General features: G+C 37.4%; 25 protein-coding genes, 1 tRNA gene and 1 pseudogene. 16 read left to right on the top strand and 11 right to left on the bottom strand.

The features are described 5' to 3' along the window. Positions 1 to 93 precede the first annotated feature (93 nt). Positions 94 to 166: transfer RNA gene (locus H3T47_RS01305), tRNA-Asn, on the top strand. Positions 167 to 398: 232 nt separating this feature from the next. Here the strand turns inward: H3T47_RS01305 and H3T47_RS01300 are convergent. After that, positions 399 to 1,154 carry an MIP/aquaporin family protein gene (locus H3T47_RS01300; protein ID WP_199282278.1) on the bottom strand — a complete coding sequence of 252 codons (756 nt, stop codon included), beginning with the start codon at positions 1,152 to 1,154 and terminating at the stop codon, positions 399 to 401. A 369-nt stretch (positions 1,155 to 1,523) separates the two neighbouring features. On the opposite strand from H3T47_RS01300, the gene H3T47_RS01295 reads away from it, so the two are divergent. The 8 genes from H3T47_RS01295 (at position 1,524) to coaA (ending at position 9,134) form a co-directional block, all read left to right on the top strand. Beyond that, positions 1,524 to 2,318 carry an enoyl-CoA hydratase-related protein gene (locus H3T47_RS01295; RefSeq protein ID WP_199282277.1) on the top strand — a complete coding sequence of 265 codons (795 nt, stop codon included), beginning with the start codon at positions 1,524 to 1,526 and terminating at the stop codon, positions 2,316 to 2,318. 70 nt (positions 2,319 to 2,388) lie between these two features. Then, positions 2,389 to 3,327: a nitronate monooxygenase gene (locus tag H3T47_RS01290; protein ID WP_046326548.1), complete on the top strand. Its 939-nt coding sequence runs from the start codon at positions 2,389 to 2,391 to the stop codon at positions 3,325 to 3,327. An 18-nt stretch (positions 3,328 to 3,345) separates the two neighbouring features. Beyond that, a complete protein-coding gene (locus H3T47_RS01285; protein ID WP_082229311.1) occupies positions 3,346 to 3,765 on the top strand; it encodes a MaoC family dehydratase in 420 nt (139 codons plus the stop codon). A 308-nt stretch (positions 3,766 to 4,073) separates the two neighbouring features. Further along, positions 4,074 to 5,645: an acyl CoA:acetate/3-ketoacid CoA transferase gene (locus H3T47_RS01280; protein ID WP_199282276.1), complete on the top strand. Its 1,572-nt coding sequence runs from the start codon at positions 4,074 to 4,076 to the stop codon at positions 5,643 to 5,645. Positions 5,646 to 5,759: 114 nt separating this feature from the next. Then, the gene (locus H3T47_RS01275; RefSeq protein WP_199282275.1) at positions 5,760 to 6,680 is read left to right on the top strand and encodes a LysR family transcriptional regulator; all 921 of its coding nucleotides are present in this window, start codon (positions 5,760 to 5,762) and stop codon (positions 6,678 to 6,680) included. Between the two features lie 13 nt (positions 6,681 to 6,693). Beyond that, on the top strand, positions 6,694 to 7,485 hold the full coding sequence (locus H3T47_RS01270; protein ID WP_199282274.1) for an alpha/beta fold hydrolase: 792 nt from the start codon (positions 6,694 to 6,696) through the stop codon (positions 7,483 to 7,485). Between the two features lie 122 nt (positions 7,486 to 7,607). Beyond that, positions 7,608 to 8,219: an ECF transporter S component gene (locus H3T47_RS01265; protein ID WP_046326552.1), complete on the top strand. Its 612-nt coding sequence runs from the start codon at positions 7,608 to 7,610 to the stop codon at positions 8,217 to 8,219. Positions 8,220 to 8,222: 3 nt separating this feature from the next. Further along, entirely contained in the window at positions 8,223 to 9,134 is a 912-nt protein-coding gene (coaA, locus tag H3T47_RS01260) for a type I pantothenate kinase (protein WP_046327358.1), read from the top strand. A gap of 26 nt (positions 9,135 to 9,160) precedes the next feature. Here the strand turns inward: coaA and H3T47_RS01255 are convergent, their stop codons facing one another. Both H3T47_RS01255 and H3T47_RS01250 read right to left on the bottom strand, forming a co-directional pair. Beyond that, the gene (locus H3T47_RS01255) at positions 9,161 to 9,982 is read right to left on the bottom strand and encodes a triphosphoribosyl-dephospho-CoA synthase (RefSeq protein WP_199282273.1); all 822 of its coding nucleotides are present in this window, start codon (positions 9,980 to 9,982) and stop codon (positions 9,161 to 9,163) included. Positions 9,983 to 10,024: 42 nt separating this feature from the next. After that, positions 10,025 to 10,939, bottom strand: coding sequence for a LysR family transcriptional regulator (locus H3T47_RS01250; protein ID WP_199282272.1), 915 nt, complete (start codon positions 10,937 to 10,939; stop codon positions 10,025 to 10,027). 415 nt (positions 10,940 to 11,354) lie between these two features. On the opposite strand from H3T47_RS01250, the gene H3T47_RS01245 reads away from it, so the two are divergent. From H3T47_RS01245 to H3T47_RS01225, 5 genes and pseudogenes are all read left to right on the top strand, one after another. Next, positions 11,355 to 12,554 carry an MFS transporter gene (locus H3T47_RS01245; RefSeq protein WP_199282271.1) on the top strand — a complete coding sequence of 400 codons (1,200 nt, stop codon included), beginning with the start codon at positions 11,355 to 11,357 and terminating at the stop codon, positions 12,552 to 12,554. Positions 12,555 to 12,575: 21 nt separating this feature from the next. Beyond that, the gene (locus H3T47_RS01240; RefSeq protein ID WP_199282270.1) at positions 12,576 to 14,345 is read left to right on the top strand and encodes an FAD-dependent oxidoreductase; all 1,770 of its coding nucleotides are present in this window, start codon (positions 12,576 to 12,578) and stop codon (positions 14,343 to 14,345) included. A 41-nt stretch (positions 14,346 to 14,386) separates the two neighbouring features. Continuing rightward, positions 14,387 to 15,301: a shikimate dehydrogenase gene (locus H3T47_RS01235; RefSeq protein WP_046326556.1), complete on the top strand. Its 915-nt coding sequence runs from the start codon at positions 14,387 to 14,389 to the stop codon at positions 15,299 to 15,301. A gap of 15 nt (positions 15,302 to 15,316) precedes the next feature. After that, on the top strand, positions 15,317 to 16,075 hold the full coding sequence (gene aroD, locus H3T47_RS01230) for a type I 3-dehydroquinate dehydratase (protein ID WP_199282269.1): 759 nt from the start codon (positions 15,317 to 15,319) through the stop codon (positions 16,073 to 16,075). A 211-nt stretch (positions 16,076 to 16,286) separates the two neighbouring features. After that, positions 16,287 to 16,466: pseudogene (locus H3T47_RS01225) on the top strand (alpha-L-fucosidase); the annotation flags it as partial. A 60-nt stretch (positions 16,467 to 16,526) separates the two neighbouring features. On the opposite strand, the gene H3T47_RS01220 reads toward H3T47_RS01225, so the two are convergent. The 6 genes from H3T47_RS01220 to H3T47_RS01195 all read right to left on the bottom strand — a co-directional run bounded on the left by H3T47_RS01220 (position 16,527) and on the right by H3T47_RS01195 (position 20,861). Continuing rightward, positions 16,527 to 16,760 (bottom strand): type II toxin-antitoxin system prevent-host-death family antitoxin, encoded by a 234-nt coding sequence (locus H3T47_RS01220; protein ID WP_109917877.1) that lies wholly within the window; start codon positions 16,758 to 16,760, stop codon positions 16,527 to 16,529. Positions 16,761 to 17,096: 336 nt separating this feature from the next. Then, on the bottom strand, positions 17,097 to 17,327 hold the full coding sequence (locus tag H3T47_RS01215; RefSeq protein ID WP_034981697.1) for a cytochrome b5 domain-containing protein: 231 nt from the start codon (positions 17,325 to 17,327) through the stop codon (positions 17,097 to 17,099). Positions 17,328 to 17,397: 70 nt separating this feature from the next. Next, a complete protein-coding gene (locus H3T47_RS01210) occupies positions 17,398 to 18,285 on the bottom strand; it encodes a lysophospholipid acyltransferase family protein (protein ID WP_199282267.1) in 888 nt (295 codons plus the stop codon). Further along, on the bottom strand, positions 18,282 to 19,229 hold the full coding sequence (locus H3T47_RS01205; protein ID WP_038520727.1) for a glycosyltransferase family 8 protein: 948 nt from the start codon (positions 19,227 to 19,229) through the stop codon (positions 18,282 to 18,284). Before H3T47_RS01205 ends, H3T47_RS01210 begins: the two co-directional genes overlap by 4 nt. A 26-nt stretch (positions 19,230 to 19,255) precedes the next feature. Continuing rightward, positions 19,256 to 20,086 (bottom strand): glycosyltransferase, encoded by an 831-nt coding sequence (locus H3T47_RS01200; RefSeq protein ID WP_199282266.1) that lies wholly within the window; start codon positions 20,084 to 20,086, stop codon positions 19,256 to 19,258. 10 nt (positions 20,087 to 20,096) lie between these two features. Beyond that, positions 20,097 to 20,861, bottom strand: coding sequence for a 1-acyl-sn-glycerol-3-phosphate acyltransferase (locus tag H3T47_RS01195; protein WP_199282265.1), 765 nt, complete (start codon positions 20,859 to 20,861; stop codon positions 20,097 to 20,099). A 403-nt stretch (positions 20,862 to 21,264) separates the two neighbouring features. Here H3T47_RS01195 and deoC point away from each other — a divergent pair, with 403 nt between their 5' ends. Beyond that, complete coding sequence (deoC, locus tag H3T47_RS01190; protein ID WP_199282264.1) at positions 21,265 to 21,972, top strand: deoxyribose-phosphate aldolase; 708 nt, start codon at positions 21,265 to 21,267, stop codon at positions 21,970 to 21,972. Between the two features lie 116 nt (positions 21,973 to 22,088). Beyond that, positions 22,089 to 22,808, top strand: a complete 720-nt coding sequence (locus H3T47_RS01185) for a GntR family transcriptional regulator (protein ID WP_038520738.1) — start codon at positions 22,089 to 22,091, stop codon at positions 22,806 to 22,808. A 55-nt stretch (positions 22,809 to 22,863) separates the two neighbouring features. On the opposite strand, the gene H3T47_RS01180 is transcribed toward H3T47_RS01185, so the two are convergent. Next, positions 22,864 to 23,598 carry a DUF4097 family beta strand repeat-containing protein gene (locus H3T47_RS01180; RefSeq protein WP_199282263.1) on the bottom strand — a complete coding sequence of 245 codons (735 nt, stop codon included), beginning with the start codon at positions 23,596 to 23,598 and terminating at the stop codon, positions 22,864 to 22,866. Between the two features lie 203 nt (positions 23,599 to 23,801). Further along, positions 23,802 to 24,692 carry a DUF4097 family beta strand repeat-containing protein gene (locus tag H3T47_RS01175; protein WP_199282262.1) on the bottom strand — a complete coding sequence of 297 codons (891 nt, stop codon included), beginning with the start codon at positions 24,690 to 24,692 and terminating at the stop codon, positions 23,802 to 23,804. Positions 24,693 to 24,754 lie beyond the last annotated feature (62 nt).

Raw genomic sequence — 24,754 nt, 5'->3', positions numbered from 1 at the left:
CCATGCCGAACACAGCAGTTAAGCTTCTTCACGCCGAGAGTAGTTGGTGGGAGACTGCCTGCGAGGGTAGGACGCTGCCGTGCTTTTTAGTATTCCGGCTTAGCTCAGTTGGTAGAGCGCTTGACTGTTAATCAAGATGTCGTCAGTTCGAGTCTGACAGCCGGAGCGAGCAGCAAAAAGAGGACCTAACGGGTCCTCTTTTTTGTTTATCATTTTATCTGATGTTCGGGTTAATTTTTAATTTCATAAAGGTTCTAATTAAATTGCTTAATCCTGGCTTGAGGGCTTGAACATGTTTAACAAGAATAAATACTATTCTGCTTATAAAATAATAGTTAACCTAACTGGCTAACTATTATTTTTTTATTGCAAGTAAATATTAATATACATATAAATTACTACATTTTAAAACATAGTTTGTAAATAAAAATACCAACCAGTGCGCCTAAAATAGGAGCAATAACCGGTACCCAACTGTAGTCCCAGTTTGAAGATCCCTTATTAGGAATAGGCAAAATAGCATGAACTATTCTAGGTCCCAAATCTCTAGCGGGATTTAACGCTGGGCCAGTAGGGCCACCGTCAGCGATTACTAATGCCATGATGATGAACCCGACACCCACATTGGCAATATCAACAGATTGTTTGAAGAATACACCACTATAGATTCCAGTACAAGTAAATACTAAAATTGCAGTTCCGATAAATTCTGCGATAAAACCATTCAACTTATTGTTAAGTGTTTCACCAGTCGCAAAACAAGAAAAAATTTGCCCTTCTCCATTAGTAGTTTCTTTAAAGTACGGCCAATAGATAGCAACAACCAATAATTGGCCTACAATAGCGCCGAGCATTTGGGCAATTATATATTGCGTAACATGACTCCAGGGAAAAACTCCAGCTGCAGCCTTTGCAATAGTAATTGCGGGATTAATATGGTTTCCTGAAATTGAGCCAAACATCATTGCCGGTATCATTACGCCAAAGCCAAACCCGAGCGCAATAAAAATCCAGCCTCCGTTTGCTTGACCATCTTTGCCATTAGCCGTGGTTTTCTTGAGAAATGAGTTGGCAACTGATCCGTTACCAAAAACTATAAAAACAGCTGTCCCCAAAAATTCGGCAAGATAGCGCGTCATCCAACTTCCAGTCATAATCTTCCTCCTTTAATTAATTAGACTTTGCACAAACTATAAACTAATGTAAAGCGCTACCACAAATAGCTGAATGACTATTAATACTATTTGTTATCAGTAGCATTATTTTTAGTTATTGCCAGTGAAAAGGCTGAAGCATTAAGCCTTTAAAACTATTTCACGACATAATTTGTGCAAAATTTAACAAAAGTTATTTCTACCATAACTTTTTTTCAATGATGCTAAATCCTTGATTATTTAAGCTTTTACTACCAAATCCTGAAAAAAATAAAAAACAAGCCTAATTTGCTAATTGTTTCCGCTTACACAAGAATTGACCGTGAGAGCATAAAATGAGTGTGATGTTTTGAAAGGATCAAGGAAATTATGAGTTTTAATAAATATGATAACGTTTTGTTGGCAGCTGAAGATGGAATTGGCACATTGACCATTAACCGTCCTAAAGTTTTGAATGCCTTAAACTCTGAAACACTGCAAGATATTGGGGATGCCTTAAGAGAGGTAAAAGCTCACCAAGATGAAATCAAAGTTTTGATAATCACAGGTGCTGGTCCCAGATCATTTGTTGCCGGTGCAGATATATCACAGATGCGCGACATGAACACACTGCAAGCACTTGAGTTATCAAAACTGGCACATAAGTCTTTTGGCGAAATTGAAGATTTACCTCAATTTACGATTGCTGCTGTCAATGGTTTTGCACTTGGTGGTGGCTGCGAGTTAGCCTCATCTTGCGATATGCGAGTCGGTTCTGCTAAAGCTAAGTTTGGTCAACCCGAAGTTGGCTTGGGCATTATTCCCGGCTTTGGTGGGACACAACGCCTGACACGCCTAGTAGGTCGCGGAAAAGCTAAGGAAATGATTGCAACATCTACAATGATTTCTGCAGATGAAGCTTATCGCATCGGTCTACTTGATGAGTTAGTTGAGCCGGAAGAATTGATGAACAAAGCCCGTGAAATTGCCAAGCAGGTTATGAAGAATGGTCCTATTGCAGTTGCTCTAGCCAAATATTCTGTTGACCGGGGCGCAGATTTGCCACTTGATGTTGCTATTGACATGGAATCACAAATTTGGGCTGAAACTTTTGCTACTAAAGATCAAACAGAAGGAATGAGTGCGTTTGTTGATAAGAGAGATGCAAAATTCTCAGGTAAATAATTAATTACTCAAAGCCTCCCTTTGCTTTTATTAAATAAATTAAAAAATCAAATATTTTAAGGAGATTAATATGAATCGCGTTACAAAATTATTAGGTATTAAATATCCAGTTGTTCAAGGTGCCATGCAGGAAGTTGCTACAGCAGACTTGGCTGCGGCAGTTTCAAATGGCGGCGGCTTAGGCATTATAGCTGCCGGGGGAAAAACACCAGATCAAGTTAGAGAAGCAATTAGAAAAGCCAAGAAACTTACTGATAAGCCTTTTGCTGTTAACTTGATGCTGATGGACAAGAATACCCCTAATGTTGTTAAGGTTTTAATTGAAGAAGGAGTAAAAATTGTTACTACTGGTGCAGGTACTCCAAAACCTTATATGACAGACTTAAAAGCTGCAGGTGTGAAAGTAATGCCTGTTATTCCAAATGTCAAAATTGCTAAGAAGATGGAAGAAATGGGCGCAGATGCAGTGATTGTTGAAGGTATGGAAGCCGGTGGCCACATTGGTAACACCACTTCAATGGTTTTATGGCCTCAAATCGCCGATGCAATTTCCATTCCTTTAATTGCTGCTGGTGGTATTGGTGATGGTCGTGGAGTTGTTGAAGCCTTTGTTGCGGGAGCAGAAGGCGTGCAGTGCGGTACGATATTCTCCATAGCCAAGGAAAGCCCAGTCGGTGAAAATTGGCGTAAAGCCGTAATTGATGCAACGGATACTGGAACTGCAGTAGTAGGTACGTCTATTAAGGGTGGTGCTACTCGCGGAATTGCCAATGAAGAAGCACTTAAGTTAACTGAACTTGAAAAGACTGGCGTTTCTCGCGATGATTTCAATGCTGCTATGAATAAGGCTCTTTATAAAGGCGTTCAAGAAGACGATCCTAAAGAAAGCTTCTTTATGTCTGGTGAAGTTGCGGGATTGATTAAAGAATCAAAACCGGCTGCTCAAATTGTGCAGGACCTCATGGATGATGCCCAAAGAGTCATTAAAAAAGGCGTAGAAATTTTATAGAAAGAACAAGAGGTAAGCATTATAGCTGAAGAAAAGTTAAGAATTGGGTTATCTGGCACTTTTACTAAGCAAGTTACAGATGAACTGGTTCAACAATTTGCTGAACTAAGTGGTGACCATAATCCAGTTCACATGGACGAAGAATTTGCCAAAAAGACCCAATTTAAGCATAGAATTGCGCACGGAATGATTACTGCTGCTTTTATTTCTACCTGTTTAGCAGAGCATATTCCGGGACAAGAAAGTTGTATTTATCTAGATCAAACCCTTAAGTTTGTCAAACCTGTGTACTTAAATGACGTGTTGACTGTCAAATGTACGATTACTGAATTTATTCCTAAAAAGAACTTCACTATTGTTGTGTATGATACTACTGTAACAAATCAAGATAATGTTGTTGTTACCAGTGGTCAAGCGCAATGTATGGCTACTAAGTAAAAAGAAATTTATGTGATAACAAACTACCTTGCACTAACTAGCATTTAACTAGTTTTGTGCAAGGTTTTTTTGATTAAAACCATAACTTAAAGTTATATAGACAGTGAAAATTATGTATTTCACAATCTATACTTGTAAGCGTTACCCTTATTGTGTCGGAACGATGTATGAATGACATAGTTCGGATAGTTATTGGTTTTAAAATTAATTTTTTGATTACATAAAGTGCTCTCATCAATCTAAATAAACTCATTTTATTAATTGTAATTGAATAAATTATTTTTTGACTCATTAGGAGGATTAATCTGATGGCAATTCAATTTATTAATAGTCAAAAAGCTGCCGAATTAATTCCAGATAATGCAGTAATTGCACTAGATGGGTTTTTAGGTACAGATACTCCAGAAGAAATTTTGGAATGCATGAGAGCACGTTATAAAAAAGAAGGACATCCTAAAGGACTGGATGTTTGGCACGCAGCCGGCATAGGCGACGGCAAAACTAAGGGGACAAATAATTTTGCAGAAAAAGGCTTTCTGCATCGTTTAGTTGGTGGACACTGGGCACTAGCACCAGAGCTTGAACCATTGTCAGCTGCTAATGATTTTGAAGCTTTTAATTTCCCTCAAGGGGTTTTGTCACAAATATTTAGGGATGCTGCTGCACATAAGCCGGTTTTGATTACTAATGTAGGTTTAGGTACCTTCGTCGACCCTGAGGTTAGCGGCGGTAGACTAAATGATGCAGCTAAAAACGCTACATTGGTCAACAGGATCAATATTCACGGCAAAGATTATTTAGCTTATGAAGTACCAAAACCAAATGTTGCTCTTTTACGGGGCACATTTGCTGATGAAGATGGTAATATTACGTTCGATGATGAGCCGCTTACCCTAGTGGCAACAGCGATAGCCATGGCTGCTCATAATAATGGCGGCAAGGTTTTTGTTCAAGTTAAACGTGTGCTTAAGCGTGGTTCCATGAAGCCTAAAGATATCAGAATCCCAGGGATATTAGTTGATTATGTTGTAGAAGCTGATAGTGCTGAATGGACTAAGCAAACAACAGATACTCAGTATAACCCCGACTTTGTCAGCTCTGCTGTTATTAAAGCCGAAGATGAAATCAATATACCGCTAGATAGTAAAAAGGTTATAGCACGTAGAGCTGCTCTGCTCTTTAATGAAAAAACCGACCAGGTGGTTAATTTCGGTATTGGGCAGTATCCAGAAACCTGTTCGTTAGTCTTAAAAGAAGAAGGACTTTCCGATAATATCATGACTACCGTTGAGCCCGGTACTTTTGGCGGCACCCCACTTGGTGGTGGTGACTTCGGCGCTGCTATTTCCCCACAATCAATTATTGATGAGCCGTACATGTTTGACTTTTATGACGGCGGCGGGATTGATTTAACATTTTTGGGCTTGGCTGAAGCAGATGCCAAAGGCAATTTGAACGTTTCTAAATTTGGTCCTAAGATTGCTGGTACCGGCGGCTTTGTCGATATTACGCAAAATACTCCTAAAATTATCTTTACTGGTACTTTTACAGCTGCTGGGTTGAAAGAAGAAGTTAAAGACGGCAAGCTGCACATTATCCAAGAAGGTAAGGTCAAGAAGTTTGTTAAGGAAGTCCAACAAGTTACATTTTCAGGGCAAGTGGCTTCTGCTAACAAGCAAAAAGTATGGTATGTCACTGAACGTGCTGTCTTTGAATTAGCCGAAAATGGTTTGAAATTAATCGAGATCGCACCCGGTGTTGATCTGCAAAAAGACGTTCTTGATCAAATGGAATTCAAACCAATTATTAGTGATGATTTGAAAGAAATGGATTCTAGGATTTTCCAGGAACCGCTTATGAATATAAAAAATAATAATTAGTTTTATTAAGTTAAGCTAATAAAAGAAGCAGTATTTTAAATGGTTTAAGAAAAAATACATTTAATGCTGCTTTTTTTATAAATCTGAACGTGAATGAAAGTAGGAGAGCTTATCTTGGATATTAATCAGATTAAATACTTGCTTGCAGTGGTAGATAATAATTTTAACCTAACTAAAAGTGCGGAAATTTTGCATGTTTCTCAACCAGCAATTAGTAAATCAATTAAAGACATTGAATTTAGGAAGGGCATCAAAGTTTTCAAGCACAAAAAAGGCAGGATTATTGGGCTCACCCGCTATGGCCAGGCTCTAGTAAATGAATCAAGAAAAGTATATCAACAATACGTTGAAATGATGGAAAAACTAAATCGTTTTTCAGAAGAAAAGAATGGAATAGTAAAAATTGGCATAGCTCCAGTAATTAATTCTATTGTTTTTAATGACGCCCTGATTTCGTTCATTAATTCTAATCCTGGAATTGAGCTTAAATTGGTTGAATGTGGGGGCTATAGTTTGCAAAAGATGCTCGTACTAGGGGATATAGACTTAGCTGTAATTGTTTCCCCCGCTACAATTGAGGGCATCTATGAAAATTTGATTTATGAAAGCAGCGTTCGCGTGTGGTTTAACGCTAATCATCGTTTTAATCAAATCGGTGCCAAGGTAATTCCGTTTGCTGAAATCGAAAAAGAGAAGATCGTGACTTTAACTGATAGTTTTATGGTTACTTTCCAACTAAATAAGAGATTCAGAGGGGACCGCAAGAGACCTAATTACTTTTTACAAACCGTGTCTTGGGACCTGGTGTTAAACCTGGTACAAAGAGATGCAAATTTGGTGGGCATTTTGGCCGCCCCAATTGGACAAAATTATAGTGACAAGGAAATCAAAAGTAAGGAAATGGAACCAGCTTTTCCGTGGCGGATTTCACTTTGCAACACCAGCACGTCTATTGAGAGTCCAGCGGTTGATTACACTAAAAATTGGTTTTTGAAATATTTTTCCAAGTATAAAAAAATTTCTATTGAAGGCTAGAAGGAATTAAAAAATGTTGATGCAAATTGCTAATAGGAAAATTTATTATGAAGTGACGGGAAAAGGACAAGCAGTGGTCTTTTGTCATGGCTTTGGCGGTAATCACGTGGTATGGGCTGGGCAAGTGCCTTACTTAGCCCAACACGGCTACCAAGTAATTACTTTTGACTTGGCTGGGCACGGCAGTTCAGAAGGACCTGCAGTAAGCACCATGGCAGACTTGGCAGATGAAGCTGCCGAATTAATTTCCAGATTGAATTTAAAAGACATAATTTTAATCGGGCACTCAATGGGTGCAGGTTTAGTGTGGGCCATTTTAAAATATCATCCCGAATTGAAGATAGCTAAGATCATTACAATTGATCAAACGCCCAAAATGCTGAATGACGAAAAATGGCATTATGGCTGGGCTCACGGCCAGATAGAATTAACGCAGCACAATTTTAAAGAAGTGCTATCTCATTATGATCATATTAAAGAAACGCTAAATGGGATTGATAGCCAAGTTTGGTCTGAACTATATCCGTTTAAACGGCAGCATCCCTTTAAGCGCGAGGAAAATATGCCACTGCTTTTTGATCATGTTCAAAAAGATTGGCGTCAAACTGTTTATAGTATCGATTTTCCGGCGCTATCAATCAGTTCAACTAAAAGTCCTTACTTTAGGATCGGCTACGTTAATGAAATGCAAAAGCACAATCAACACATTAAAATCAACACTGTTACTGATGCCGGTCATGACATAATGGCTGAAAAACCGGCAGAATTTAATCATTTGCTGGGCAAATTTTTAGGGATTGAATAGCATGTCCCCAATAGCAATTTGCTACAGACGTCATTAAAAAAGTGGATGTTCAATAATAGCAGATGCCATTATTGGCAGACTGAATAATGATAAATATGACAAAGACAATATGGAGTAAAAGTATGAAAAGAGATAATACAGTTAAATTAGCAGTTACTGCTGTGTTTATGGCGATATTGATTTTACAAACCTTTGTACCTAATATTGGCTACATCCGTATTTTGCCAGCGATTCCGGCTATTACTACCATTCCGTTAACTGTTGCTATTTATGGTAGTTTACTTAATCCTTGTTATGGTACAGTTTTTGGCCTATTTTGGGGTTTGACCAGGTTAGTGGTGGCGTACACACAGCCGGGAGATATGGTTAGTCTCTTGCTGTTTCGCAATCCGGTAATTTCTTTAGTACCAAGCATCTTGGCAGGACTTTTCCCTAGTTTGATTACTAAATATTTTCAGCAAAAGAATTTACCGGTCAAAAAGTGGGTTTATGTATTAAATGGGGCTGTAACATCTTTGACCAACACGGGACTGGTCATTACTTTAGCCAGCTTATTCTTTATGCGAAATCCGCAAATATTGCTCTCAAATATCGGCAATTTCACGGCAGGGATGCCGCTATTTATAGTTTTACTTGTTTCGCTGGGAATGAATGGTTTAGTCGAAGCGATTTTTACTGCAATAGTCACACCTATAGTTGTTACGCCTTTGCACTATATAATGAAAAGAGCATAAATGATGAAAAACTTTACTAAAATTTCACGGCAGGATTGGTCCCAGGCAAAGAGTAAGACCAGCAAAATCAGCAAAAATGAGTTAAAAGAACTCACTTCATTAGGCGATATTGTCGACTCCAGCGATGTTAACGAAATTTATGCTCCCTTGGTCCATTACTTGTACCTGTTTGTGCATAACGAACAATTGCTGCTGCAATCAATGAACCATTTTATTGGGGCCAATAATGTTAATAAACCCTTTATTATTGGTATTTCTGGTCCAGTTGCCGTCGGGAAATCCACAGTATCGCGCTTGTTAAAAGTCCTGCTCGAACGCCTTTATCCTAAATTGACAGTACAACTGATGACGACAGACGGCTTTTTATATCCCAATCGTGAATTAAAGCAAAAAAGACTGATGGATAGTAAAGGCTTCCCCGAATCTTACAATATGAAACTGCTAGCAGATTTTTTATCAGATGTAGCCAGTGGCCAAAAAGAAGTGTTTTATCCGTTATATTCACACGAACTGTCAGATATTGTTCCTGGCGGTTACGGCAAGATTACTAATCCTAATATTTTAATTATTGAAGGGATAAATACCCTGCAAATTCCACCTAATAAAATGATTGCGACAAGTGATTTTTTTAATTTTTCGATTTATATTGATGCAAATGAAAAACTGATCAGAACGTGGTTCTTGCAACGTTTTGTACATCTGCTGGTTATGAACCAAAATAATCCTGCCAGTTTTTATTATTCTTGGGCAAACGGACCAAAAAGACGAGCTGTCGAAATGGCGGAAAGGGTCTGGCAAACCGTTAACTTAGTTAACCTGCGTGAATTTATCGCGCCTACTAAGTCAAGGGCCAATGTTATTTTGCATAAAACAGCCGGTCATGAGATCAACTATGTGTATTTACGCAATTATTAAAAAAGAAGAAGGCAGCGCCTTCTTTTTTATATGTATCCTCTTTGAAGAGCTACAAAAATGGTGACAATCAGTAAATCGGCACAGCCGCCTAAACTATAATTGTGTGTTAAACAATCACGGCATAATTTTTGCAGTTGCTTTCTTCCGGCCAAAGTCTGATAGCCGCCTAAAGCCAAGTATTTTGTTGCACCTGCGTGCAGCCATTTAATCACGCTATAATTGCCAGCTCGTTTAATCAAATTGCTATCAACACTTACTGCAGCTATTTTAATTAGTGTGTCAATGAGTCTTGCTTGTAGTGTTCCCGTACTGTTTTTTAAGAAGGGCAAAGCAACTTCTCTGACTACGGGATAACCTTGTTCAGCTTGTGCGCGTGCCCCGCCTATTTGATATTGTATAAATTCTTTTTCTCCTGCTGTTTGCAGCTGGTTATTTTCCACTAGATCATGGTGGACAAGGCCGCGGCACATCTGGGTAATAGTGAGAAATAATTCGGTGTTATTAACTGCAGAATAACTTTCGGCACAAGCACAGATCCCTAAGGCAAATATTGCTCCTTTATGAGTATTGACACCATGAGTAGCAGTAAACATTTCTTTTTCAGCGACGATGCCTCTTTTGCGCAATTGCTGAAACATTTTGGTTAAATCAGTAGCTGAAAAATTTTGCCCAATTTGAACAGCGGCAGCAAAATATGATTCTAAACTTAAGCTGCTGTCAATAAAAGTGTAAATATCCATATCTGGATGCGGGCCGGAACTTGCAGGATTTACCAAACCCGGCTTTGGTTCGGTTACGACTTCGTATAAAAGAGCACGTATGGCGTTTGTGGTAATTGAATTAGTCATAGTTATCCGTTTTCTCCATTAGTTGCGTTATTTTTGGAAATTTTAATTGACAGGAATATTATCAACAATTTTTTGAATATCTGGCTTATGGCTTTTAAGAAAGTCAATAAAATCAACAATTCCCGGTGAAAAATTCTGATTGGAGTCATAAACTAAATAAACCTGACGAGTATTTTTAGGTAAGTCCAGTTTGATAATGTGAATATCGAAACCGCTCAAATAAATAGTTTTGGCAACGATGCCGACAATATCATTGGTCAACACTTGTCCCGCAATCGCCAATTCATCATGCAGTCTATTTGTGATACTCAGATCAGATGCGGTTGCCAGTAGAGCATTGGTGATGTCTTTACCAATCTGAATTTTTTTAGAATAAGTAATAATTGGCTCACCTTGCAATTCTGCGGGAGAGATTTCATTTATTTTGGCTAGGTCGTTTTCCTTTGAAACGATAGCAACAATTTCCTCGGTGTAAAGGGGAATGTAAGTAAAATAACTAAATTCAGGTACAAATGAAGAAATTCCGATATCATACCAACCATTTTTAATGCCTTCGCAAATCTGATATGAAGGGTTATCGTGGTAGATGAAATGCGGGGAAATATTGCTTTCTTGTTGAAACTGCTTAGTTAAGTGGGGCAAAATAGTCCCAATTGCTGTAGGGATGCCGGCAATATGGATGTTGCCTTGATCTTGACTGATACGCTGTTCGATCTTCTTTTTACCACTATCTAAAATATTTAGTGATTTGGTCACAGTATCATAAAAAATGCGCCCATATTCAGTTAATTGCACGTAGCGTCCATTATGTTTAAACAATTTGCAGTGCAGCTCATTTTCCAATTGTTTAATCGATATTGAAAGAGTCGGTTGACTGATGAACAAGTTTTCTGCTGCTTTAGTGTATTGCTTTTGATCTGCCAATTCACAAAAATAGTAGAGTTGATTTAGATTCATGATCTTACCTCAAAAAGTATTTTTATATTTAATACTTATATTAAAAAACACTATACTCATTTTTGTAAAGCCCTTACAAGTTTTATTTATATTATTATTGCTAAAATTAATATTCTTGGCTTATTGTTGATTGCTCTATTTAGTAGTTGTTGTTCCGGGCAAAGGGGACTTAAAAAACTAGCAACTTTCTTTGCGTTATCAAATAACTTTGAACGGCCTTGGCAATATGGATATACAATTTACTATTGTGAGATACCTGATAAGTATCTGTTTAACAAGACAATAGAGGGTATAAATGCTGCTAATTATAGTTATTTTTTATAATTTAGCAGTCAGAAATAATTATTCATATCCGTTTTAATAAGATATATTTATTTCTGAAATATTAGCAGTCTTAATTTTGAAAGGTAAAGCTATGAAAAAAGGTAAAAGTTATAGTGGTGTTGCCGCTTCTGTTTATATCCATTTTGCAGTTGTGGGAGCAGCTACCTTATTTATTAGTCAATATAGGGAAATATTGGCCCATTCTTGGAATGCTACTGAAACCCAAGTCTCGCTTGTAATTGCAATGGTGGGCTTGGGTAGAATTTTCACAATTCTATTTGCTGGTGCTATTTCAGATAAGATTGGTCGCAAAAGGACTTTGCTAATTGCATTGTTAAGTGACGCAATCTTTCTTCTTGGTGCTGCTTTTGCCAATAATATTTGGGTTGCCGGTTTAGCGGCAATGGTTTTCGGTGCAACCAATTCATTTGGCGATACTGCGGGTTATCCTGCACTTGCAGATGCTTTTCCAGATAAAACAGCTACAATGAACTCGTTTGTTAAAGCTGCAATGCAAGTGATGCAAATGGTATTTCCATTTTGCGTGAAAGTAATTAAAAACCCCAAGATTACAGCGTTAATATTAGTCATTATTATTTTACTGGATGTTGTATTTACAATGAAGACGGCTTTTGCCCCACAAGCTGAAGCAAAAGCCGCACCTGCAACAGAGAAAAAACAAGAGACTGGTGTTAGTGAGCAGAATCAGCCTAAGTTAGCCGTTGATGGCCTGATGATTATTGGTTTAGGCTTTACGCTTTGCTTTACATTCTATATTTTTTCTCTTTATGCTCCTTACTACGGGCAGTATGTGTTAAATGAGCCCGCTGCTAACGCCAATCAGCTTGTATCATGGTATTCAATTGCTTCCTTAATATCTGTGTTTGTGACATCAGCTTTAGTTACTAAGGTAAAAAGATTGAATTTAATTATGGTATATTCGGCAATCACTGCTCTTGGTCTGCTATTTATGGTCTTAAAGCCATCCCTGTTAGCTGGTGAAATAGGTGCTTTGGCTGTCGGTTTCTTTACTGCAGGAGGAGTATGGCAGGTTGGACTTTCTGTTTTGACTTCTTATTTCCCCCAGAGTCACGGGAAAATTACTTCATACTATAGTTTTGCTCCAGCCGTAGTTTACTTCGTGGCACCGCTTGTAGCCGCGTTTGTATTAAAGGCTAACGCTACAAGTACGCTAATGGTATTTTGGATAACTACAGTCATAACAATCATTTCGGTAGTTCTATGTGTTGTCTTAATTAGTCGTAGTAAAAATTTCAACATCAAAAATTAATGTAAAACGGAAGGTGGAGTTATGTCAGAAAAAACAATTAAAGCAATAGCAGAGGGCAGAAATGGTCAGATCGACTTTGATATTAAAGTTGAAAATAACCGAATTGCCGATATTAATGTAACCAAAACTGCAGAAACCCCAGGTATCTTCAACCAGGTTGTGGGTAAATTAAAAAAGAATATTATTAATAATCAAAGTTTCGCTGTTGACGCTATTTCCGGTGCTTCCATTATGACGCAAGCCATGCTTGACTCTGGGAAGAAGGCCTTAAAAGAAAATGGTGTAAATATTGCTTCTCAGCCTAGTGATCAGTCACATCAAGATGTAACTTATGATGTAGATGTAGCCGTAATTGGTTCAGGGATGGCTGGCTTAATGGCTGCCTCTCGGGCATTATCAATGGGTAAAAATGTTCTTTTACTTGAAAAAAATGGTTATCTCGGTGGGGCTACAATTTTAAATGGCTCAAACGTAGTTGGTACTGGTTCAAAATTAGCGGCTGCTTTATTTGGTGAGGAAGCCCAAAAAGATTCTCCGCAGCTTTTAGTTCAGGATATTGCCCGTGAATGCCGGGGGACAAATTATCCTTTACTTTCAAATTTACTGGTGCAAAATATTGGTAAAGCAGTTGACTTTATCACTGAATTTGCGGACCTAACCTATCAAAAGGCCGAAACACAAACTATTGAGCATTCTGTTGACCGCCAAATTGAAATGCCCACTGAAAGTTCTTATGAAGTAGTTTCTAAAGTGGCAAATGCCTTTACCAAAAAGGGTGGCAAAATTTTACTTGAAACTCGGGTGGAACAACTTAATAAAAACAAACAGGGCCAGCTTGTCTCATTAGTTGCTGAAGGCAAGCACGAAACTGTTACCGTAAACTTTAAGTCCTTAGTTATGGCAGCTGGCGGTTGGGGTGCCCGTGATTACCTTAAGCATAAGACCAATATCCCTTATTACGGCCCGATGACTTCTACTGGTGATTATTTTGATTTTGCTAAAAATATGAATTTGGCTTCCCGCAATCTTGACTGGTATAAAGTTTACCCCCATGGTTTAGAAGTTGAACCTGGTATCGCCAAATTAACCACCTATTCAACAAAAGAAGCGACAGACATGGGTGCTATTTTTGTCAATACCAGTGGTAAGCGAATTGTAAATGAATCTGCCCCATACACTCACTTTCGGGATGCTATTGCTGAGCAAAAGGATAAAATTGCTTTTGTAGTAATGGATGAGAGAACTTGGAACAGATTTTATGAATTGCTGCTTAAATATGGTTTTAGCAAAGACGAAGTGCAAGGTTTCTTCGATCTTGATGGCAAGAGGAGTCCGATTTTAGTTAGCGGAGACTTAAAGACAGTGGCTCAAAAAGCCGGCATTGATTATGAAAACCTCAAGAAGACTTTAACTGACTATGATAAATACTTTGCCGCAGGTAATGATCCTGAGTTTGGTCGCCCTTGTCAGTTTATGCATAAATATGAAGGCGAGACCTACTTTGTGATTGAGCAGAAATTACGTTTTTGTACAACCCTTGGTGGCTATGAAACTAGTCAGCGTATGCAACTTTTAGACCAAGACTTTAAAGCACTAGATAATTTCTATGCGGCTGGTGAGATTGTTGGCGGTGCTAACGGTCATGATTCAATGCCAAGTATGATGAATTCTTGGTCTTATGCTTCAGGTTTTGTTGCCGGAACAGAGGCTGCTGATAATACTAATTATCAAAAACTGACCACGACTAAACCTGCTTCAACTGATGCAGTGTCTAGCGCCTCTAAAAATTAACGTAGATTAATTATTTTTAATTTTAATAAAGGAGAAAAATGATGACTAATAAAATTACTGGTGTTAATGGTCCTATTACTGGCTGGCTCGATGGTCATACCTACTTAATTGGTTTGATGGCTTATCCTATTCGGCATTCAATGTCACCGACAATGCACAATAATGCGTTTGCTAAGCTGGGCTTGAATTACACCTATCTTTGTTTTGAAGTTGGCAACGATAAATTAAAAGGCGCAGTTGACGCTATTCGCACGTTAGATATGCGTGGTTCCAATGTTTCGATGCCTAATAAAAAAGAGGTCATTCAATACCTCGATAAATTATCACCTGCTGCTAAAATGTGTGATGCTGTTAATACTATTGTGAACGATCATGGCGTTTTGACAGGCTACACCACTGATGGTATCGGTTTTGTGCAATCACTTAAAGATGAAGGCTTTGATATTAAAGGTAAGATTATGACTTTAACGGGTGCTGGTGGTGCTGCAACACCGATAGCAGTTCAGTCAGCTTTAGATGGTGCTAAGGAAATTAGAATGTTTAACATTAGAGATAAAAATTGGCCTCAAGCTGAAAAGACTGTTAAAACTATTCGTGAAAACACTGACTGCAAGGTTTCTCTTACTGAATTATCTGATCAGGAAGCATTTAAACAATCAATTGGAGAAAGTGATATTTACTGTGATGCAACCAGCATCGGAATGAAGCCGTTTGAAGATAAGACGTTAGTTTCAGATCCATCATGGTTCCATCAGGATATGGTAGTATTTGACACGGTTTACTCTCCAAGAACTACTAAGTTAATGAGAGTGGCACAAGAGGCCGGAGTTAAGCATGTCTATGACGGTATCGGCATGATGATTGATCAAGGAGCAGCATCATTTAAGCTGTGGACAGGTAAAGAGATGCCAACCGATTATATCCGTGAGATTATATTTTCAGACGACAACGATTAGTTGAGGGATTGACTAATGGCTACTGTAAAGATTAGAAATACTGTTTTAGGAGCAGGACTGCCCAAAATTGCCGTCCCTAATGTCGGAACAACCGCAGAAGAAATTTTGACTGCAGCTGAAAAGATTAAGTCTGCCAAACCTGATTTAATGGAATGGCGTATTGATTATTATGCTGCAGGAGTTAATGACTTTGACAAGCTAAATACTACTGCTAAGAAATTGCGCCAGGAAGTGGGCGAACTGCCTATTTTGGTCACATTTCGCACTAAAAATGAAGGTGGAGTTTGCAGTCTGGATGAAGATCAATATTTAAATTTAATAGAATATGTCGTTACTAATAGACTTGGTGATGCTGTTGATATTGAACTTTTCCACACTGAAAAAAGAGTAAAATCTTTAGTGAACTTAGCTCATGACTACAATGTCGTAGTAATTATGAGTAATCACGACTTTGAAAAGGTGCCAGCTAAAGACGTAATTGAATTTCGTTTACGAAAAATGGCGCAACTTGGTGCAGATGTCCCTAAGTTAGCCTGCATGCCTCATAGCGCTGCAGATGTTTTAACTCTTTTAGCAGCAACGACAGAAATGAATGCAGAAATTTCTAATCCCTTGATTACTATGGCTATGGGCGATATTGGTAAAGTTACCAGGGTAGCCGGTCAAGTTTTTGGTTCTAGTTTGTCCTTTGGGGCAGTGGGCCAAACCTCCGCACCGGGTCAACTATCGATTGCAGACTTACGTAATGCAGAAAATTACTTGGCTTTATCGTAAAATTTCTTAAAATAAGAGGTATTTTTAGAGTTAGCTTTAAATATTAAGGCTAACTCTTTTTTAGTTAAAACCAAATATATGTGCAAAATAAGTGTTAAACTTTTTAATAATATTAAGTATTTTCAGGGTAACTTTAGTATTGGAGAAATGTATGACTGCAAACGAGAACATTGAGTGGTTTAAAAACGCTCAGTACGGCATGATGATCCATTGGGGCTTTTCTTACCGCGATCAAAATTGGAAAGCGCCTTTGACTATTGCTCATTACCGCAAGCATTTAAATAGTCTGGGAATCAATTATCTTCTAAACGTTGGACTTGATGGTCTGGGTAGAATTCCTGTGCCAGCCCAAGAAAATATCAAGGCGGCAGCAAAATTGTTTGCAAAATAATAAAAAAGCGCATCATAATTCGATGCGCCTTAATTAATGAAAGTAATTCTAATCAAAACATCAGCTGAATAAATTTCCTTTGATTTCATCAAAATTATAGTGCTTTGACTTTTCAGCTTTTTTAATTTTGTTTACCAGCTCAAGAGCAGTAGTAAATTCATCATATTCTTCGATATCTATGAGTGCAAATTTGCCATAGCCATTTTTGGTGAGAAAAACTGGATTATCTTTTTTAACTTTATCAAGGACTTTATTGTAATTTCTTAATGCTGAAACAGGTTGGATTTGTAACATGAGCATCACTCCCTTAGACAAAAATTGTACATTATTTAACTAAAAATTTGCAGCATAATAATGAACAGAATTAATAAACGCCATTTTTTAAGTTTTCATTACTGTCTGGTATTAGACTAATTAGTCGTTAGACAAAGGATAAGATTCCTCACATAAATGAGGTTAATAGCATATTTTCTGTAGATGATGTGCCCAACTGATATTTAAAAGAAACTATTTTATTGGTAGATGATTGTATAGCGACAAGAATTTGTTAGAAAAAGATTTAGAAAAGTAGTTTATTCATCAAAAAAGCAGGCATACAAATATATGCCTGCTTTTTACTATTTATGTTAATTAATCTTCGTAAGTACCGACTTTTTTCAGGTTACCCAAGACACTTTCACCGTGAGGTGATTGTCCTATTGCTACAGTCAAGTCGCGTCCTGCCAAGTTACCATGGTGCTCACCATCAGTCCAGTGCGGATTACCAGTAACATCATATACAACGCCTTTGATTGCTACATAGGCTGGATTACCATTTTTGCCATCGTATTTTGCTAAAGATTCTTTTGTAAATTTTTCCATTGGAATTATCCTCCTTCCAAATACACTTACTAATTGTCACCTACATTATAAGCTCAAAAAATGGGCAAGTCTAATTTTTATTTTGTTCTTTTTGATAATTAAAACGCCAGCCAGCAATATCCCATGGGGTAAAAGCTAAATCTAACTTACGTTGGTAAGCCTTTTCATAAGCTGCAACTTTTTGCTGATAGTCGCGTTTCATCATTAGCTTGGAATTTTCATTAGCAGTTAGTTTAACGTCGGGGAAAATCGGCGGTAAAACATGGACTACATATTTAGTTTGGTAAAAGTTGGGGTGGTTTTTTTCTATTTTGGCAGTTGATTGTATTTCAATAAAAGTTGAGATCACTGGTACGTTTTGCTTAGCAGCAAAATAGTAGGCACCACGCTTTAATTCTCGGGGCTTACGGTAGTTCCACCACATTTCCTGTTCTGGAAAAATCAAAACCCAGCTGTTTTGCTTTAACGCATCATGCAGATGACGAGGAAATTCCGTACCCACATAGCTTGGAACTTGAATTAGGGGAATAGTGCCAACGTAGTTCATTAAGTAGCATAAAATTCCGGGTAATTTCAAGTTGGTATCTTCAATTGCAATTGTTAAAGAATGATGTGTTTTATTTGCCAGGTGCTTGATAGGCAAGGAATCAATTTGGTTAAAATGATTGGCAGTGATAATTGCTCCACCTTGTGGCAAATTAGCTAGATTTTCCAGACCGGTGAACGTAGTAGATGAAGTTAAAAAATGGGTCAAGCTATTAAAGAATAGGTGGCCAATCCGGTCATTTATCTTGCCTTTAATGGTTTTTTGCTCTTGCCAAAAATTGTTGACTAGATCTTTACTTTCATTCAGAGATAAAACTGGATCACCGACTTCGACTTTTGCATTCCAGTTACCGCTTTTTACCGCGTTTTCAATGTTCTGGATAACTTGTTCACGATTGTCACCAATAATCATAAACTGACAGGTCCTTGCTTTTTCACGTTTGCCCAGTTATGAGGGTCATTAATAGTTTTATCTTCTTTAGCCAGCATGTGATCTAACTTATGCCGATCTTCATCACGCTGCTGATCAGTGTAATTATTGAGCTCGCTTAAGAGTTCCTCATAAAACTTGGTTTCTTTTGCACTGTTCCAGAAATACTTTTCGTATTGAATGTTCTTGAAGTGCCAAGGCTTAAAGAAAAGGTTGTAGTGAATTAAGCTGGGATTTGCCAGGGGTTCGGTATTGTCATTTGGCATCGCGTCCCATTTAGGGTCAAGATGCAGTATTCTTTTATCCCCAATTTCATTTAAGTAGTCTTGATCAGGAGCGATGCAGTCAAAATGATATTTGGTCAGCAAGTGCATAAAGTGATCAATAAAGTGCTCGTCGCGAAAAGCTTTACAGTTTAAAACCAACATTCCAGAATTAATGTACTTCTTGGGATCTAAAACCAGTACATTTTTGATGTAAGCAACCATTTTTGCTACGTATTGAATTGAAGAATCTGTGCAGGCAGCAAACAAATGATTGCCAAGTTCAGTATCATATAATTTACCAATATCATCATTAACGACAGTGTCGCTATCAATATAAATAGCTTTATCATATTGCGGGAAAAGATCGGGAATGAATAAGCGGTAAAAGATTGACATAGTAAAGAAATCAGCCCGCAGGAAGTTTTCAGTCCGATTTTGAATGGGCGCAACTATTTCATCATTAATTTTAAAAAACTTAACGTGAACGTTAGCAGCACCTAATGCCTGCAAGTCTTGTTTATGCTGCTCAGATAAATCCTGACTTAAAAAGTAGACGGTGTAATCTTTAGTTTTAGCAGCATTTTGCACTAAAGAATTAAGTGATACAGCTGCATATTGAGTAAAGTCATCACTGATAGCATAAAAAACTGGAATTGTCATATATTATTTTTCTCCAAACATTATTTTTATAAATTGCTTTTCACATTGAGATAGTAAGTCAGAATGTCGTCATATTCATGCAATTTTAACACTTTATGGACCCTTGTCACATCCCAGGGCTTCACTGTTAATGTGTGAAAAATGGGCAGGAAGCGAAAACTCGTAGTAAAGTGCTGAATTACAGTGTCTGACTGCAATTTATACTGTTCATTATAACGTCGGGGTGCAATTTTCTTCTTTTTGGCATACCGATTAAGTGCAGTTTGATCTGGCATTAAAACGGTTCTGGTCTGTAACAAGCGCCGGATTCTAGTAAATAGCTTAGTTTTCCTGATTTCAGGCAAATTAAGCAGCAATACACCGGAATTGACATAGTCAAAAACTTTGTGTTCATGAAAATTGTGAAAAAAGAACCGTCCCCAATAATCAAGGACACCCGCAAACTCAAAACCGGCTAAATCCTGCTCATAAAAACTGACTAAGCTGCGCCTAATAATCACATCAGCGTCAAGATAAAGTATTTTGTTTGGTAATTGAGGAATTTCATCCGCAAATAGTCTCAGCATCGCGTAAGGGGTAAAGTGTGTGCTCATGTTGGCTATTAATGGTTCTCTGACAAATAAGCCGGTGCAGTCCATTAATTTTAAAGTGCTATGAGGATTTTGCTTTACCAAAAGAGATTTTAAATAGTCCGCTGCGTGTTTGCTAAAGGGCTTAAACTTTTTATGAAAGCTTTGCGTGTACATCGTTAGAATGTAAATGTGGAGTTCTTCTGCGCCGCTGTTTTTTAATAAAGAAAGAGTGGCGATAAGAATGCCATCTTCGGCGTTATGATCACCGCAAAAAAGAATATTCATTTAGAACTCCTTAATTTATTTTTTGATAAGTGCAATATTCGTAATCGCTCAAAAGAGCGCGTTTTTGCATTGCTTGGTAGATTTGGCTGTGCAGCTTTTTTTGCGCCTGCTTTTTATTAAGATTTGTGTCTGGATAAAAAGGACCGTCTATGTAAACTGTCATTTTTGGCTTTGTACCTCTTTTTGGCTTGGAATAAGTAGTTGTCATGGCAAAGCTGGGAGCAGCTAACATAACAGGAAAGTGCATGCTGGTAGCAGGAAAGGGCCTAATTTTAGTGTAATACGGCCAAACATGAGCTTCAGGGTAAATAACAACTACTTTTTTAGCTTTAATGACGGCAGTGACAGCTTTAATCAGTTTACCAGATTGGTTTAGGTTCTGACCCACTGGCAGCCCAAAATAGGGCAAAACCAACTTGCCTAAAATTGGGAGACTCCAGTTTGCTTGGGAGCCGATAGCATAATAATCTGAGGCAGAAATAATGCTGAGTGGCAAAACGACATCACCGAAGGCTTGTGTATGGTTGCCATATATAAAATAGCCTTGATCCCTTAGCAGCGATAATTTGCTTTTGCCGACAATGCGTACCCGCAGAATTAAACGAATATAGATAATACTGATTAAATGAGCAAGAAAACGCACAATTTTGGACCAAATTCTGCCACCAAGTGAGTGAGGAAAGATAGTGTAATTCTCAGGCAAATGATATTCTTGGCTCTTAGTGACCACTACATCATCAGTTAAATGCTGGTAGTAGTATTTATGTTTACCCATGAAACCCTTCTTTCAATACAGTCATTAAGTAATTCTATCATGAATTATCCCAGATTAAAAAGGGGGCCAAAGGCTTCTAAAAAAGAGCTAAATTAAGTATAAAAATATTTTCATATAGTAAATGATTAATTTGTTATTCGGCTCCATTTACTAATTTGTATATAAAAAGAGTCTACCCTTAAATTCTACTCTCTTAGCAGTTAAAAAATGGTATAAATTACTATTTTTATAAAAATAATTTCAGTCTGACAATAATTTTCAGCCTGCTTAGTGATTAATAATAGTTTATTAAATTTGTAAATACATAATATTTAAGGCAGCAACAATAAATGCGTATTTAGCAGTTGACATTATATTTTATCACTACTAAAATGATATTATGTAATTACAAAAGGAGAACAAAATGAAATATACAATTGATGACTTTGCCCGTTTGATTGATCATACTAATTTACATGCTGATGCGACAGAAGATGATATGAAAAAACTTTGTGCAGAAGCTAAAAAATACCATTTTAAAATGGTAGCTATTAACCAGGTACAATCACATTTTTGTGCAGAGCAGTTAAAAGGAACTGATATTGATACCGGCGCTGCTATCAGCTTTCCTTTAGGTCAAACCACAATAGCTTGCAAATTAGCGGAAACTGAAGACGCTTTAAAAAATGGTGCTAATGAAATCGATTATGTCGTTAATTTAACGCAAGTCAGAGCTCATAACTGGGCTTATATTGAAGACGAAATGCAAAAAATGGTAAGCCTCTGCCATCAGCACCAGGTACCATGCAAAGTTATTTTTGAAACTTGCTATTTAACTAAAGCAGAAATTAAACAACTCGCTTTAGTAGCTAAAAAGGTCAAGCCCGATTTTATTAAGACTTCTACCGGCTTCGGTACTGCTGGTGCAACAGTAGAGAATGTCAGGTTGATGAAAGAAACCGTAGGCCCAGATGTCAAGGTTAAGGCTGCAGGCGGAATACGCAATACTGATGATTTTTTGGCTATGATTGCTGCTGGGGCTGAGCGCATTGGTACTAGTTCTGGTGTCAAAATCATTGAGGCGTTAAAAAAGCGTTTTGTAGAAGACGGTATTAGTGCCATTGAAATATAATTAATTAGTAAGCCGCTGTGAAGCTGGAAGGTCTTTCTTACTTTACGCTGGCTTTTTGCATGATATAGTAAATAATTGTAATGACATTATTAGTAATCTGAAAATGGTGGGGTAAATTGACAGAGAAAGAACTTCCTAAATACCAAGTAATTGCCAATGATTTGTTAGCTAAAATTCAAACCGGTTTTTACCCGCAAAATTCAATTATTCCACCAGAAATAGACTTGGCGCAGAAGTATCAGGTAAGTAGGCCAACGGTGCGCCAAGCAATTTCCCAACTGGTGCATCAAGGCTATCTGGAGCGAAAGCGTAAACGGGGCACATTAGTTAAAAAGGTAAAAATAGAGCAAGAATTTACGCATTTAATTGAAAGCTATAGTGAGGAAATGAGTGCCAAGGGCATTTATCCCAAAACTAACCTGCTTTATTTTAATGAAGAAAAAGCCAACTCCGAGGTAAGCAAGAATTTACAATTGCCACTAAACGAGCCTGTTTTTAAGTTGGTACGATTACGGTATGCCAATAACCAACCGACAGTTTTAGTAACAACTTATGTGCCTAAGAGACGTGTACCTGAATTAATTAATTATGATTTTGCTCAAGTCTCTTTATACAGCACGCTTGAAAAATATCACTTGAAAGTGACACGTGTAATTAGAAAACTAGAGGTGCTGGCAGCAAGTGAAACTACCGCTAACTTATTAAATATAGCGGTTAACGAACCTATTTTTTATTTTCACACACAGGGGTTAACGGCTGACGAGCAGCCAATTGAATATTCGATCGCCGAATACCGTGGTGATATTAATTCATTCGTAATTGATGTGCGACGATAATTGAGGAATTTAAAAAGTCTTACTTTGACCCATATTAGTCAAAAGCAAGACTTTTTTATTTGATTTTGATTGAGCCTACCGAGCTGAAAGCAGTTAATTGGTTAGCGTTATCGTCGTGTTTGTAAAAATGTTTACCTATTTTACTACCATGGAAATAAATTGAGCCTAAAGTAGTAGATAAATCATAATCAGTCTGATTGTCTCTATCGCCTAATGTTTTTAGTGATCCAGCAGCCAGTTTAAAGTAATTTTTTCCTTGTAAACCTTTGATCTTGACAGATCCAGCAGCTAGTCTGGCGTTAGAATTCATCTTACAGTGATTGATATCTAAACTGCCAGCATCTAAACGTATTTTAGCATCGTTTTGAATCGTGACCCCCTCTAACTTTAACGAACCGGCATTTTCTCTGATCTCAAGTTGTTGCATGTTCAAGTCACTCATAATAATGCTACCGGCAAAGTCTTTTATTTGTACTTCATTAAGTATGGCAGTCTGGGGAACCGTAATTATTAATTCGGATTTAGTTTTGCGAATATAAATTTTTCGCCGATGATTCTGATAATATTGAGGCTTTTGCTCACGAATAAAAAGAGTTTGTTCTGCCACACTGATTTTCATGCGCTCAGGATTAATGTTATAAGCTGATATATGAAAAGCAGAGCCCACTTGAACAGTAACACTAGCGGCGTAAATTTGGGCATCTATGTTAATAAAATTTTCTAAATCAATTTCTTGTGATTCTACTTTTTCTTCTTCAGCATCAAAGTCTCCGTTAATATATATTTTCATAATTAAGCTATCTCTTATCTTTTTAACACTAATTTAATTTTTATTTTAATTTATAATATCATGCTAGTTTAAGTGAAGCAATAAAAAAATAAACTCGGTAGTTATTACTTTTGATATAGATATATAAAAAGACTTGAATTAATTTTTAAAATCAATCCAGGCCTTTTTATTTTATGGGGCTATTCATTTGCGTGCTGCATAGTTTAATTTATGAGAATATCACCGTCGCCACAAGAAACTTTGAGTAGAGGCTTACCCCTTAATTTTTTAGCAAAATGTCTATGATAGTTATTACCGTGAAATACAAGCTCATCCTCTGAAGAAGTTGACAACTGGTAGCTGGCCTTAGGAGGCCTGCTCATTTGGAAATCACCTTCACTCAAATTAAAGGAGCTGTCAGCCAGTAATTTGGAATCATTGACTCTGACATCACCGTCACCCAAAGTTGCCTTAATTTTAAATTGACTATTTGTAACAGTTAAATCACCATCACTCAAGTTCAAGATACCACTGGTTAAAGTTGAATTAGTAATTTTTAAGTCACCGTCAGCAAGGTCAAAATTGGCTTTGTGAGTTGTCACATTTTCAGCACTAACATTACCATCTTCAACCTGCAAGTCGAGGTCAGCGATAGTTAAGTCAGCTAAATGAATATTGCCCTCAGAACATGATCCTGTTATTTCTTTGATAGAACCAATTGCCGGAACGGTAACATTTACCTGATAAGTCCCGTCCTCATAAGCATTATTGTCAGAGATGGTCAGCTGGTCGTCTGCAACTTTAGCACTAATTTTTTTGACATTAGGGCCGCTGATAGTAACCTGAAAGTCGTTTCCCTTAGTAATTTGGATGTTGGGTTCTTCAGCATCAATATTAATCTTAGAAAACTTGTCTAAATTAAAAGTGCGCTTTTTGGCTGCTACGTGATGGGACTTTCTGCTACTTTCATCGTGATTAAAGGAATTGCCAATATTAGTTGTCCTGCCCGAATGAATGTTATTGATATCATCATTGCCGCCTTTGGCATGACCAAAAATAAATAAAATGATGCCAATAATGACGATCAAGCCGCTAATTTGGTAAAACTTTTTCATTGCTGTCCTCCTTGTTTTGGCTAAATTTTTAAGCTTTAAATGGGTGCTACTAACACATCTAA

It is taken from the genome of Lactobacillus sp. W8093 (assembly GCF_016100925.1).
Classification (GTDB): domain Bacteria; phylum Bacillota; class Bacilli; order Lactobacillales; family Lactobacillaceae; genus Lactobacillus; species Lactobacillus helsingborgensis.
This window is presented reverse-complemented; position numbering and strand designations above follow the sequence as displayed.